Source organism: Microbacterium profundi (assembly GCF_000763375.1).
In the GTDB taxonomy this organism is placed as follows: domain Bacteria; phylum Actinomycetota; class Actinomycetes; order Actinomycetales; family Microbacteriaceae; genus Microbacterium; species Microbacterium profundi.
The window spans coordinates 163882-177219 of the sequence record NZ_JPSY01000004.1 but is presented as its reverse complement, the minus strand read 5'-3'; the positions used below and the strand labels follow the sequence as shown (position 1 = coordinate 177219).

Below are 13338 nucleotides of genomic sequence, written 5' to 3'. Positions count from 1 at the left end.
GTGGCCACTTCCACCCCACCGACGAACGACGACGCGGCCGAGACGCCCGTCGCCGGCAAGGGACGCCCGACGCCGAGCCGCGCCGAGCAGGAAGCCGCACGTCGACGACCGCTGGTGGCCGACACCAAGGAAGCCCGCGCCGCAGCGAAGCTGCAGATGCGGGAGCAGCGCGAGCGTGCGCAGGCGGGCATGGCCGCCGGTGAGGACAAGTACCTCCCGCCGCGCGACAAGGGTCCGCAGCGTCGTTGGGTGCGCGACTACGTCGACGCCGGCTGGCACCTCTCCGAGTGGGTCATGGCCCTGATGGTCATCGTCATCCTGGTCTCCCTCGTCCCGGATCCCAGCTTCTCGTTCTTCGCCTTCATCGGCCTGTGGGCGTTCATCGTCATAGCCGTCATCGACATGGTGCTGCTCGGCATCCGCGTCAAGCGCAAGGTCGCCGCCAAGTTCGGAAAGGACCGCATGGAGAAGGGCCTCGGCTGGTACGCCGCGATGCGTGCGCTGCAGATGCGTTTCATGCGCCTGCCCAAGCCGCAGGTCAAGCGCGGCCAGTACCCCGACTGAGCCCGGTTTCGACTCGTCGCTGACGCTCCTTGCTCAACCCGTTTCGTCTCGCTCCGCTCGCTCAACGCCCCGCACCCAGTTATGCGCGCAACCCGCGGTTGATCTGACGCGCCCAGAGCGGTCCTCGGTAGAGGAACGCCGTGTAGCCCTGCACCAGCGTCGCACCGGCATCCAGTCTTTCCTGCACATCTGTCGCGGTCTCCACTCCGCCGACCGAGACGACGCAGAAATCACTCGGAACAGCCGCGCGAACCACGTGCAGCACCTCCATCGAGCGTGCGCGCAGCGGTGCGCCCGAGAGCCCGCCCGCGCCGGCTGCCTCGACGACTTCGGCATCCGACTCGAGACCCTCGCGGCTGATCGTGGTGTTGTGCGCGATGATGCCGTCGAGGCCCTCTGCGACGGCGAGCTGCGCGATCGCCGTGATCTCATCGTCGGGGAGATCCGGGGCGATCTTCACCAGCAGCGGTGTCGCACCGGCGGCCGCCTTGACCGCGCGCAGCAGCGGCGCGAGAGTCTCGACCGCCTGGAGTCCGCGCAGTCCGGGTGTGTTCGGGGAGGACACGTTGACGGCCAGGTAATCGGCGAGCGGTGCGAGTCGCTCCGTGCTGGCGACGTAGTCGGAGCTCGCGTCAGCGACGTCGACGACCCGGCTCTTGCCGATGTTCACGCCTATGACGGTCTTCGGGCGGCGCCGGCGGAGCTTCTCGAGGCGGCGCGACGCAGCTTCGGCTCCGTCGTTGTTGAAGCCCATCCGGTTGATCAACGCACGATCGGGCACCAGACGGAAAAGTCGCGGCCGGGGGTTGCCGTCCTGGGCGATGGCCGTGATCGTGCCGATCTCGACATGACCGAAGCCGAGAGCAGCCAGCCCGCGCACACCGACGGCGTTCTTGTCGAACCCGGCGGCGACGCCGAACGGCGAGTCGAACGTGAGGCCAAGTGCCTGCACCTGCAGCTGCGGGTCTGGCGCTGCGATCGCACGCGTGGCCCACGAGAACGGCGGCGCACCGAGTACGCGGATCACCGCCATGCCGGCATGGTGGGCGAACTCGGAGTCGAAGCGCGACAGGACGACGCGGAAGAGCAGCGGATACATCCCTGCCAGATTACCGGTCGACGGACTCCGGTTCGGACGGCGAATGCTCGGCTCGGAGGTCGGTGATCGCGCTCTCGAAGTCCTCCAGCGAGTCGAACGCCTGATAGACGCTCGCGAAGCGCAGATACGCCACCTCGTCGAGATCTCGCAGCGGACCGAGGATGGCGAGGCCGATCTCGTTGGCATCGAGCTGCGAGACGCCGGTCTGGCGTACCGCCTCCTCCACACGCTGCGCGAGGATCGCGAAGTCGGCTTCGGTCACCGGCCGCCCCTGACAGGCTTTGCGCACACCCGAGATGACCTTCTCCCGACTGAACGGCTCCATGACCCCCGAGCGCTTGATCACGTTGAGGCTGGCCGTCTCGGTGGTCGTGAATCGTCCTCCGCATTCCGGGCACTGGCGACGCCTGCGGATCGAGAGTCCGTCGTCGCTCGTGCGGGAGTCGATGACGCGGGAATCCGGGTGACGGCAGAAGGGGCAGTGCATGGTGTTACAGCGTAGCCGCTCCCCCGGCCGCTCCCTGGAAGCGAGCCTCGATCGCCTCGCCGTGTGCGGGCAGCACTTCGGCGTTCGCGAGGGCGACGACACCTGCGCGTACTGCGGCGAGGGCGGCGTGGTCGTATGAGATCACCTGCTGCGGACGCAGGAACGTGTAAGCGCCGAGGCCCGGCGCATAGCGGGCCTGGCCTCCGGTGGGCAGGACGTGGTTGCTCCCGGCCATGTAGTCGCCGAGGCTCACCGGCGTCTGGTCGCCTACGAAGACGGCACCTGCGCTTGTGAAGGCGGATGCCGCAGCCTCGGCATCTGTCAGGTGCAGTTCGAGGTGCTCGGGGGCGTACGCGTTGCTGAAGGCCGTCGCCATCGCGCGGTCGTCGACCAGGACGATCGCGGACTGCGGTCCGGCGAGTGAGACTCCGACGCGCTCACTGTGTCTCGTGCGTGCGGCGATCTGCTCGACCTCGGCGGCGACGCGCTCAGCCAGCGCCGGGTCATCGGTCACGAGAACCGCAGAGGCCTGCTCGTCGTGCTCGGCCTGGCTCACGAGGTCTGCGGCGATCAGGCGCGCATCGGCCGCAGCGTCTGCGACGATCAGGATCTCGGTCGCACCTGCTTCCGAATCCGTGCCGACGACACCGGCGACGGCACGCTTCGCCGAGGCGACGTAATTGTTGCCAGGTCCGGAGACGACGTCGACGGGGTCGAGGCCGATGGCGGCCACGCCCCAGGCGAGAGCACCGATCGCACCGGCTCCGCCGATCGCGTACACCTCTGAGATGCCGAGGAGGCCGGCGGCCGCGAGGATCGTCGCGTGCACCCGTCCGTCGGACTGCGGCGGGGATGCGAGCGCGATGCTCGTGACGCCCGCCACCTGAGCGGGGACGACGTTCATGACGACGCTCGAGGCGAGCGGGGCCTTGCCGCCGGGGATGTAGACGCCCGCCCTGGTGACAGGCTGCCAGCGCTGGACGATCTGGGCGCCGGGCCCGATGGCCGTTGTCCGGGAGTCGGGCACCTGCGCCGCGGAGCCCTGACGAACGCGGAGGATCGCTTCCTCCAAGGCTGCGCGCACGACGGGATCGACGGAAGCGAGTGCCTCGGCGATGTGCTCGGAAGGGACGCGGATCGCGTGGTCGGTGACCCTGTCGAATCGCTCGGCCTGCTCCCGCAGCGCATCCTCGCCACGTTCGCGGACGTCGTCGACGATCCGCGCCGCGGTCTCGAGGGCTTCGGCTCGCGCCTGAGCGGCCCGTGGTACGGCAGCGAGCATGTCTGCAGGCGAGAGTTTCTGCCCTCGTAGATCGATCGTTCGCACTTCAGCCCCTCGTGATGTCTGCGATGTCGTGCAGGTAGCCGATCCGGCCGTCGTCGTGTCGGACCACGAAGGCTCCGCCCCGGTCCTCGGCCACGAGCGCCCATGCGGTCGGGCCGATGCGGAACAGGGGCTCACCGCGCTCATCGACGACGTCGCGCTCGGTCGGGGCCAGGGCCCAGAACGGTTGCGAGGATGTGGAATCCACCGTTTCCTCGACGGGTGCTTCCGTGGGCCTCGCAGTCGGAGCCGTGACCTCGCGCGGTGCCGTCGCGTCGAGATCTTCGATGACGCCCGTCTGGTCATCGACCGCTCCAGGCTCCGTAACCTCCGAGCGGGTCGAATCGGCATCTTCTGCGGGGTCGGAGGCGACGGCATCCTGCTCGTCGTCAGGGCTGAGCTGCCCTCGCGACGTCCGCGCATAGGCGGGAAGGTAGTCGCTGTCGTCGGCGCCCACGGTGGTTCCGAGGCCGATGTCGGCTTCGAGCCCGGGCGCGGTGCCGAGGTCGCGACGTGACGCGTGCGCCGTGGACGACACTCGGTCGCCCAGCCCGAGATCCGCGATCTCGTCAGTCGTGTGCTCACCCGACAGTTCGGAGTCGATGACCGGGGCCTCGTGCGGAACCGGAGCGGGCTTCTCGGCTCGCGGGCGTGCGATCACCGGTCGGACCGGGTTGGCGTTGCGATGCGCGAGCGTTACCAGACGTCCGTGGAAGTCGTCGCGCAACCCGGGGATGAGCGGTGCGAAGACCGTGATGATGACGAGCGCGAGCGCAGCGACGAACTGAATGATCGTGACCCAGGTCAACGCGAACTCGTCGGTCGCGGCCGAGACCGTGACGAGGTCCCAGTTGACGGTCGCCCAATACAGGGCGCTGACCGAGAACGAGACGGAGGCGAACTGGTCGATCCCCAGCGAGCCGACCCGGCGGATGCCGTCCGGGGAGAAGCGGCGGAGAACGATCAGGAAGACGGCCGCGGTGGGCAGGCCCAGCGCGAGAACCCACTGGATCCCCTGTCCCCACAACGAAGTGCCGCCAGCCTGGGCGTACACGGGGAAGAACGACGTCACGAACGCGATGAGCCAGACCCCGACGATGAGCAGCTCCCGCAGCGTGAACCCGAGGATGCCGGGTTGCGGTGCGACCTCTTCGTCGTAGAGCACACCGTCGTCTTCTGCGAACGGCGCAGAGTCGGCGACGTTCTCCGGGTCACCGAGGGGCTCCGGGTCACCGGCGAAGGGGGATTCCGTGCTCATGAGCGTGGTCCTTTCAACGTGGCGCGCTCGGACTCATCGTGTGCGCCCAACGCGTCCCGATACTACCTGTTGCATCCGAGTGACGCATGGTGAAGACCTGCCCATTCACCCCAGGCAGGCGGGGCCGAGAAGCGACTTGAGATCGCCGAACAGATCGGCGGACACCTTCACCGGCATCGGCACTTCGAACACCTTCGCCGTGGTTCCCCGATGCACCCTCAACACCACCTCGGTCTCGCCGTTGTGACGACGCAGCACCTCGGCGAGATCGTTCATCACCCGCTCGGTCGCGCGCTGCTCTGCAAGCACCAGGGCGAGAGGCCCTGCGGTGTCGAACGAGCCGACATCGGGCGAGAAAGCCGACTGCGCATGCAGGTTGAGTCCGTCATCGCGCCGCGACACGCGCCCGCGCACGGCGAGGATCGCGTCCTGCTGCAGCGTGTGCTGAAACTCGGTGTAGGTCTTGCCCATGAACATCACGGTGACCTCGCCGTTGAAGTCCTCGACCGTGATCATGCCGTAGGGGTTGCCGCTGGCCTTCGCCACACGATGCTGCACGCTGGTCACGAGGCCCGCCACCGTGACCTGGTCGCCGTCCTGGAGGTCTTCCGATGCGAGCAGGTTGCTGATCGAGATCGACGCGTGCTTCGCGAGCGGCACCTCGAGCCCGGCGAGCGGATGGTCCGAGACGTACAGGCCGAGCATCTCGCGTTCGAAGGCGAGCTTGTCCTTCTTGACCCATTCCGGGCGAGTGGGCACCTTCGCGGGAACGGTCTCCTCCACCGCGTCGTACAGACTGTCGAAATCGAATCCGATGGCGCCCTGCGCCTCGTTCCGCTTCTGACCGACTGCTGCCTCCACAGCATCCTCGTGGATCTCCATGAGCGCGCGACGTGTGTCGCCCATCGAGTCGAACGCGCCCGCCTTGATCAGCGATTCGACGGTCCGCTTGTTCGAGACGTGCAGCGGCACCTTCTTGAGGAAGTCGTGGAAGGAGTCGAAGCTCTCCTTCTCGCGCGCCTGGACGATGCCGTCGACGACGTTGCTGCCGACGTTGCGGACGGCGCCGAGGCCGAACCGGATGTCATCGCCGACGGCTGCGAAGAAGTTGATCGACTCACGGACGTCAGGCGGCAGCACCTTGATGCCCATACGGCGGCACTCATTGAGGTACAGCGCCATCTTGTCCTTGGAGTCGCCGACGCTGGTGAGCAGCGCCGCCATGTACTCGGCCGGATAATGCGCCTTGAGATAGGCGGTCCAGTACGAGACCACGCCGTACGCGGCGGAGTGCGCCTTGTTGAAGGCGTAGTCGGAGAACGGCAGCAGGATCTCCCAGATCGCGTTCACCGCGCCGTCCGAGTACCCGTTGGCGTGCATTCCCGACTGGAAGCCCTCGAACTGCTTGTCCAGTTCGGACTTCTTCTTCTTTCCCATCGCACGGCGGAGGATGTCCGCCTGTCCGAGGGAGAACCCGGCGACCTTCTGCGCGATCGCCATCACCTGCTCCTGGTAGATGATGAGGCCGTACGACTCGTCGAGGATGTCCTTGAGCGACTCGGTGAACTCCGGATGGATCGGGGTGATCGGCTGGAGTCCGTTCTTTCGCAGCGCATAGTTCGTGTGCGAGTTCGCGCCCATGGGGCCCGGCCGGTACAGCGCGATGAGAGCCGAGATGTCACCGAAGTTGTCAGGCTTCATCAGGCGCATGAGCGAACGCATCGGACCGCCGTCGAGCTGGAACACTCCGAGGGAGTCTCCGCGGGCGAGCAGATCGTAGGCGCCCTGATCGTCGAGCTCCAGATGCTCGAGATCGACCTCTTCGCCACGGTTGGTGCGGATGTTGTCGAGGGCGTCAGAGATGATCGTGAGGTTGCGCAACCCCAGGAAGTCCATCTTGATCAGGCCGAGGCTCTCGCACGACGGGTAGTCGAACTGCGTGACGATCTGGCCGTCCTGCTCGCGGCGCATGATCGGCACGATGTCGAGCAGCGGCTCGCTCGACATGATCACGCCTGCGGCGTGCACACCCCACTGGCGCTTCAGACCTTCGAGCCCGACGGCGCGGTCGAAGACCGTCTTCGCCTCGGGGTCGGTCTCGATCAGCGTGCGGAACTCGCCGGCTTCCTTGAATCGCGGATGCTTCGAGTCGAACATGCCGTCCAGCGGCATGTCCTTTCCCATCACGGGCGGCGGCATCGCCTTGGTCAGGCGCTCCCCCATGCTGAACGGGAAGCCGAGCACGCGTCCGGCATCCTTCAACGCCTGCTTGGACTTGATCGTGCCGTACGTGACGATCTGCGCGACGCGCTCAGAGCCGTACTTCTCGGTGACGTAGTCGATGACCTCGCCGCGTCGACGATCATCGAAGTCGACGTCGAAGTCGGGCATCGAGACGCGGTCGGGGTTGAGGAACCGCTCGAAGATGAGGCCGTGCTCGATCGGATCGAGGTCGGTGATCTTCATCGCATAGGCGACCATGGATCCTGCGCCGGAGCCACGGCCCGGACCGACGCGGATGCCGTTGTCCTTGGCCCAGTTGATGAAGTCGGCGACCACGAGGAAGTAGCCGGGGAAACCCATCTGCAGGATGATGCCGGTCTCGTACTCGGCGCGCTTGCGCACCTTTTCGGGGATGCCCGCCGGGTAGCGGTAGTGCAGGCCGGCCTCGACCTCTTTGATGAGCCAACTGTCTTCGGACTCACCGTCCGGTACCGGGAAGCGCGGCATGTAGTTGGCCGAGGTGTTGAAGTCGACCTGGCAGCGCTCGGCGATGAGCAGCGTGTTGTCGCATGCCTCCGGGTTGTCGCGGAAGAGCTGGCGCATCTCCTGCGCGGTCTTGATGTAGTAGCCGTCGCCGTCGAACTTGAAACGGTTGGGGTCGTCCATCGTCGACCCGGACTGCACGCACAGCAGCGCCGCGTGGGCATCGGCCTCGTGCTGGTGGGTGTAGTGCGAGTCGTTGGTCCCGACCAGGGGAATGCCGAGGTCCTTGGCCAGGCGCAGCAGATCGGTCATGATCCGGCGCTCGATCGAGAGACCGTGATCCATGATCTCGGCGAAGTAGTTCTCCTTGCCGAAGATGTCCTGGAACTCGGCGGCGGCGGCGCGCGCTGCGTCGTACTGCCCGAGGCGCAGGCGGGTCTGGATCTCGCCGGACGGGCATCCGGTGGTCGCTATGAGGCCCTTGCCGTACGTCTGCAGCAGCTCGCGGTCCATGCGGGGCTTGAAGTACTGCCCCTCGAGGCTGGACAGAGAGCTCAGCCGGAAGAGGTTGTGCATGCCCTCGGTGCTCTGGCTCCACATGGTCATGTGGGTGTACGCACCGGAGCCGGAGACGTCGTCTCGCTTCTGGTCAGGAGAGCCCCAGGCCACGCGTGTCTTGTCGCTGCGGTGCGTTCCGGGGGTGACGTACGCCTCGAGGCCGATGATCGGTTTCACGCCCGCGTTGTTGGCCGCGTTGTAGAACTCGAACGCTGCGAATGTGTTGCCGTGATCTGTGACGGCGATGGCCGGCATGCCGTAATCGGCAGCCGCCTGCGTCATCGAGTTGATCTTGGCAGCACCATCCAGCATCGAGTACTCGCTGTGCACGTGCAGGTGTACGAAGGAGTCGGATGCCACGTCTTCGAGTCTACGTCGGGGCGCAGACGTCGGCATTTTGATATGGCGATCTCCGCGACCGACGGGACTACTCGGCCGCGACGATCCGCTGGTCGGTGTTCGTGTAGTGGATCGAGTCCGCCGTGCTGCCGACGAGACCCATCGTCACGTCCAGCAGGCCGGGAGAGACATCGTCCAGGGGCGGCGGCGTGTCCGTGCCGATGGTCAGCGGCGCTCCGCCCATCGACGATGCCGACACGGAGCCGAGATACACGGACACGTTGCCTGCCAGCTCCATGGTGTCGGCGTTGGTGACGAGCCCGTCTTGATCCGGTGGTCGAACGGTCAGCGAGAAACCCGTGATGGTGATGGAGTCCGCGCTGATCTTGAGCGCGCGCACCGATCCGCCATCCGCCGTGGGGACGCCGACGATGCTGATCCCCTGCAGCCCGGTGAAGGACAGCCCGCCTGCGCGCATGGCCGCCGGCGTGCCGGTGAAGATCGGAGCCGCGGCATCGACGGGCGCAGGCACCGGCTCGGTTGATGCGGGGGGCTGTGTCTCAGGATCCACCGGAATCTCGGCATCCGGATCGATCGGATCAGGTGCCGACGGCTCAGGCGCCGTCGGGTCTGCGGGCGCGGTCGGGTCGACCGGGTCGGTCGGTTCCGTCGACTGTGTCGGGGTCGGCTTCGGACACAGGAACGACATGAAGGAATCGCAGAAACCGGTATGGCGCGGCGACGGCGCAGCACCCGCGAGAAGGGGCGCAGCCACGACGAGGGCAGCGAGCACCCCGACGACTCGCAGTCGCCGAGAGATCACGCGCTCTCCCCCGCTGCGGATTCCGCACGCTGCACATCGTCATCGCTCATGAGCACCATCCGCTCCTTCGCCCGCGCACGTGCCTCCGGCGTCATCCACGCGACCACGAGCACTCCGCCGATGCACGCGAGGATCGTGCCGATCAGGAAACCACCCAGATTCACGCCGACGATCGCATAGACCCCGACCGCGAGTGCGATCACTCCGTAGAAGATGTGATGCGCCGGCATCATGATGGCCAGAACTCCGAGAAGCACGAGCATCACTGGGATCACCGTCGCCTGCAGCCCCTCGATGCCCATCTGCACGTGCAGGCGCCCGATGTCGAGCTGGCCGGAGAAGAACATCTCGACACCGGCGATCGCGATCAGGACGCCACCGACGAAAGGCCGTTCCTTCCGCCATGCCCGGAAGCGGCGTTGGCTCGGCTGCGCGGACGCATCTCTGCGTGTACGCGCAGGCTCGCCCGCCCGCGTCTCGTCCTTTCGCCTCGCGCTCAGAAGCATGCCTCGGATCCGTCCGTCAACTCGAGCGACATGCCCGTCAACGTGAACACCGAAGCCTGTGTGCTCCACGCCGTCTGCTGCAGGTTGCTGATCGACACGGTGTCGGAGTCCTGGGCGAAGTCGCCCGCCGAGCCCTTTGCCTCGGAGTTGACCGTCGACGCATCGACGCCGATGCGGATGTTGCCGAACGTGGCGTCGCCCTTGAGCCCGGTCATGCCGATTTGGAGGTCGGAGGCTGATGCGGGATTACCGCCTCCGCCCGCCTTGATGAGCACTCCGACCGTGCCGAGTGGAGTCTCGGTGATCACCGACTGGCACAGGTCCGACAGCGTCGCGCTCTTGATGTTCGCGATGGCGACTGTGTGCTCGCCGCCTTCGGAGTCTGTCGCGACGCCCGCGTACTGGGAGAACCCCGTGCCCTCGAGCTGGCTCGCGCCGATCTGGAACTGACTGCCGGAAACGGCGAATGACACGGGAACGGCGCCCTGCGCGACGCCGCCGAGAAGGACGGCTGCGACGATTCCGACGGGAACCGCTGCGAGAGTGACCCGGCCGGCGTGGGACTTGGTGAGAGATGGGAACTTCATCGATCCTCCGTTTCGGAGCCGTCACCTTCGACGACATCCGTTCGAGCATAACGCCCATTGACTACGAGTCAATACTGACGATCCCATGTCACCGCCGGATAGGCTGACGCCATGCCCGACGATCGACGCAGCCGACTCACGCCAGACGAACGTCGCGCTCAGCTGATCGCCCTGGGCGTGAACTTCCTCGCCGACCACCCGTTGGACGAACTCACGATCGATGAATTGGCTCGTCGTGCCGGCGTGTCACGGGCGCTCCTGTTCCACTATTTCGAGACGCGGCAGGGCATGCGTCGTGCCGTCGTGCTCACCGCGCGAGATGCCATGCTGCAGGCGACGGCGCCTCGCCCCGAGCTGCCTCCGCGCGAGCGCATCGACGACACTCTCCTGCGATTCGCGGTGTTCGTACGCGAGCATCGCGGCACCTTCATCTCGCTCGTGCGCGGCGTCGCCAGTGGTGACCAGACAGTGCGGGAGGTCGTCGACGAATCCCGCGAGATCAACGCCGCGCACCTCCGCGATGCGCTCTCGGAGATCGGTGTTCCAGCGACGCGCGCTCTGACGGTCGCGCTGCGTGCGTGGGTGGCGTTCACGGAAGAGGTGCTCGTCACCCTGGCCACGCAGGAGCGCGCGGACGATGCCGAACTCGTCGCGTTCCTCGGCCGCACCCTCGACGGAGTCGTCGATGCAGCGCGCGCAAGCACTCTCTGACCCGCACGAGGCCGGACGAGGTGCGGCCATCCCAGGTCAATCTCCGCGCAGGATCTCCAGCGCATGGACGAAATCAGCGGGATAGGGCGATTCGAACTGCACCCACTCCCCTGTCGCCGGATGCGTGAACCCGAGCCGGTGCGCGTGCAGCCACTGCCGGGTCAGTCCCAGCCGCGCGGAGATGGTCGGGTCCGCCCCGTAGAGCGGATCGCCGACGCATGGATGCCGGTGAGCGGCCATGTGCACGCGGATCTGGTGCGTGCGCCCCGTCTCCAGATGGATCTCGAGCAGCGAGGCTCCTGGAAAGGCCTCGAGCGTCTCGTAGTGCGTGACCGAGTCCTTACCCGTCGGCGTGACGGCGAACTTCCACGAGTGGTTCGGATGCCGTCCGATCGGTGCATCGATCGTCCCGGCGAGCGGGTCTGGGTGCCCCTGCACGACCGCGTGGTAGACCTTCTCGACGGTGCGCTCTTTGAAGGCGTGCTTCAGCGCCGTGTAGGCGGATTCGGTCTTCGCGACCACCATCAGTCCGCTCGTGCCGACATCCAGGCGATGAACTATGCCGGCGCGTTCCGCCGCCCCGCTGGTGGCGATCCGGAATCCGGCGCCCGCGAGCGCCCCGAGCACAGTCGGACCGTCCCACCCCTGTGACGGGTGAGCAGCGACGCCCGATGGCTTGTCCACCACGACGATGTCGTCATCGTCGTGGATGATCCCCAGATCGGGCACCACGACCGGAACGATCTTCGGTTCCTCCTTGGGCTGCCACTCCACGCTGAGCCACCCGCCGGCATGAAGCCGATCGGACTTCCCGAGCGTCACGCCGTCGAGGCTCACCCCACCCGCTTCGGCGACCTCCGCGGCGAACGTGCGCGAGAAGCCGAGCATCTTCGCGAGGGCAGCGTCGACGCGCGCACCCTCCAGTCCGTCCGGCACCGGCAGCGAGCGTGACTGCATCCTCAGCCGGCCTGTTCGGGCTCGGCGTCGATCGGTGCGGATGTCTTCGCGGCGTCCGCACCGCCCCCTGAATCGGTCGCGTCCGCGTCAGCATCAGCGTCCGGTGCGACGTCGTCCTTCTCCCGAGTACCGTCGAAACGCATACCGAGCACGACGAGCAGCGCGACGGCGATCATGCCGCACACGATGAAGATGTCGGCGAGGTTGAAGATCGCGGGTATCATCCACGGCATCGAGATCATGTCGACGACTTGTCCGACGGCGAAGCCCGGCTCACGCAGCAGCCGGTCGGTGAGGTTGCCGAGCACACCGCCCAGCAGCAGTCCCAGTGCCACCGCCCACAGCCGTGAACGAAGACCGAACGACTTCCAGATGATGATCCCGGCGACGACGGTGAGCGCGATCGTGAAGATCCACGTCACTTCGCTGCCGAGCGAGAACGCGGCACCCGAGTTGCGAATGTAGTACAGCTGAAGGAACTCGCCGAGAACCGGGACCACCTCGTGCAGAGGAAGGTTCTCGATCGTGAGTTGCTTCACAAGCTGATCGGCGGCCAGCACCAGGGCCGCGAGAACCGCGACGATGATGCCGGCCGCCGACCGACTGAGTGGACGACGTCCTGGCAAAGGGATGACCTAGAGCCCGATGGCGGAGACCGGGGTCGAGTCCGTCGAAGCCGACTTCTCGTCGAGATCGCGGAGCTGTCCCTCGATGTAGCCGCGCAGCTGAGTGCGGTAGTCGCGCTCGAAGTTGCGCAGCTCGGTGATGCGCGCTTCGAGAGTGTTGCGCTCGCGCTCGAGGCGGGCGGACTCTTCGCGTTCCTTCGCCTGAGCGTCGGCACGGATGCGGTCGACCTCTGTCTGCGCCTCCGAGATCAGCTGGCTCTTCTTGGCCTCGCCTTCGGCGACGTGCTCGTCGTGCAGGCGCTGGGCCAGCTCGATGATGCCCGCGGTGGCCGTGGTCGAACCCGCGGCGACTGCGGCGGGCTCCGACACCGCGACGGCGGGAGCGGGGGTCGCAGCCACGGGGGCGGGAACCTCGTCCACGACGGCTGGAGCCTCATCGGCTGCCTCGGCTGCCGGAGCCGCCGGGGTCTCACCGGACTCGTAGGCTGCGAGCTTCGTCTTCAGCTCTGCGTTCTCTTCGAGGGCCTTGCGCCACTCGACGACGATCTCGTCGAGGAAGTCGTCGACCTCGTCCGGGTCGAAGCCGTCCTTGAAACGGACGTGCTGGAACTGCTTGGTGACGACGTCATCCGGGGTCAGTGCCATTTTCTCGGCTCCTCTTTCGATGAGTTCTGTTGCCAGGGACTGAAGTGTGGCTCGGTATTGATCCGGCGCGTACCCGGGGCGCGCACCTCGAGCAAGCATAGTCCTCGCTCGCGGAGGATGCGATATGAGGGGTGGGCAGCGGTGCCAG

The 13338-nt window shown here is 66.7% G+C and carries 13 protein-coding genes; 2 read left to right on the top strand and 11 right to left on the bottom strand.

Annotation, left to right across the window (positions count from 1 at the left end; translation table 11 throughout):
* Nucleotides 1-564, top strand: coding sequence for a DUF3043 domain-containing protein (locus JF52_RS0115555; RefSeq protein WP_033107504.1), 564 nt, complete (start codon nt 1-3; stop codon nt 562-564).
* A gap of 79 nt (nt 565-643) precedes the next feature.
* Here JF52_RS0115555 and JF52_RS0115550 read toward each other — a convergent pair whose 3' ends face one another.
* From JF52_RS0115550 to JF52_RS0115515, 8 genes are all read right to left on the bottom strand, one after another.
* Nucleotides 644-1663, bottom strand: coding sequence for a quinone-dependent dihydroorotate dehydrogenase (locus JF52_RS0115550; RefSeq protein ID WP_033107503.1), 1020 nt, complete (start codon nt 1661-1663; stop codon nt 644-646).
* 10 nt (nt 1664-1673) lie between these two features.
* Entirely contained in the window at nt 1674-2150 is a 477-nt protein-coding gene (nrdR, locus tag JF52_RS0115545; RefSeq protein ID WP_033107502.1) for a transcriptional regulator NrdR, read from the bottom strand.
* A 4-nt stretch (nt 2151-2154) separates the two neighbouring features.
* Nucleotides 2155-3432 carry a histidinol dehydrogenase gene (hisD, locus tag JF52_RS0115540; protein WP_200881042.1) on the bottom strand — a complete coding sequence of 426 codons (1278 nt, stop codon included), beginning with the start codon at nt 3430-3432 and terminating at the stop codon, nt 2155-2157.
* Nucleotides 3433-3478: 46 nt separating this feature from the next.
* Nucleotides 3479-4732, bottom strand: a complete 1254-nt coding sequence (locus JF52_RS0115535) for a hypothetical protein (protein WP_033107500.1) — start codon at nt 4730-4732, stop codon at nt 3479-3481.
* 105 nt (nt 4733-4837) lie between these two features.
* The gene (gene dnaE, locus JF52_RS0115530; RefSeq protein ID WP_052167138.1) at nt 4838-8308 is read right to left on the bottom strand and encodes a DNA polymerase III subunit alpha; all 3471 of its coding nucleotides are present in this window, start codon (nt 8306-8308) and stop codon (nt 4838-4840) included.
* Between the two features lie 115 nt (nt 8309-8423).
* Nucleotides 8424-9158 carry a hypothetical protein gene (locus tag JF52_RS0115525; protein WP_033107498.1) on the bottom strand — a complete coding sequence of 245 codons (735 nt, stop codon included), beginning with the start codon at nt 9156-9158 and terminating at the stop codon, nt 8424-8426.
* A complete protein-coding gene (locus JF52_RS0115520; RefSeq protein ID WP_235272484.1) occupies nt 9155-9664 on the bottom strand; it encodes a DUF6114 domain-containing protein in 510 nt (169 codons plus the stop codon). Before JF52_RS0115520 ends, JF52_RS0115525 begins: the two co-directional genes overlap by 4 nt.
* A complete protein-coding gene (locus JF52_RS0115515; RefSeq protein WP_033107497.1) occupies nt 9655-10251 on the bottom strand; it encodes a DUF6230 family protein in 597 nt (198 codons plus the stop codon). The genes JF52_RS0115520 and JF52_RS0115515 overlap by 10 nt, the downstream gene beginning before the upstream one ends.
* Before the next feature lie 111 nt (nt 10252-10362).
* Between JF52_RS0115515 and JF52_RS0115510 the strand changes: the two genes are divergently transcribed.
* Nucleotides 10363-10962, top strand: coding sequence for a TetR/AcrR family transcriptional regulator (locus JF52_RS0115510; protein ID WP_033107496.1), 600 nt, complete (start codon nt 10363-10365; stop codon nt 10960-10962).
* A 36-nt stretch (nt 10963-10998) separates the two neighbouring features.
* On the opposite strand, the gene JF52_RS0115505 is transcribed toward JF52_RS0115510, so the two are convergent.
* From JF52_RS0115505 to JF52_RS0115495, 3 genes are read right to left on the bottom strand one after another with little or no spacing between them, the layout of a single operon-like run.
* Complete coding sequence (locus JF52_RS0115505; RefSeq protein ID WP_033107495.1) at nt 10999-11919, bottom strand: RluA family pseudouridine synthase; 921 nt, start codon at nt 11917-11919, stop codon at nt 10999-11001.
* 2 nt (nt 11920-11921) lie between these two features.
* Nucleotides 11922-12545, bottom strand: coding sequence for a signal peptidase II (lspA, locus tag JF52_RS0115500; RefSeq protein ID WP_084595905.1), 624 nt, complete (start codon nt 12543-12545; stop codon nt 11922-11924).
* 9 nt (nt 12546-12554) lie between these two features.
* Nucleotides 12555-13190 (bottom strand): DivIVA domain-containing protein, encoded by a 636-nt coding sequence (locus JF52_RS0115495; protein WP_033107493.1) that lies wholly within the window; start codon nt 13188-13190, stop codon nt 12555-12557.
* Nucleotides 13191-13338: the final 148 nt, after the last annotated feature.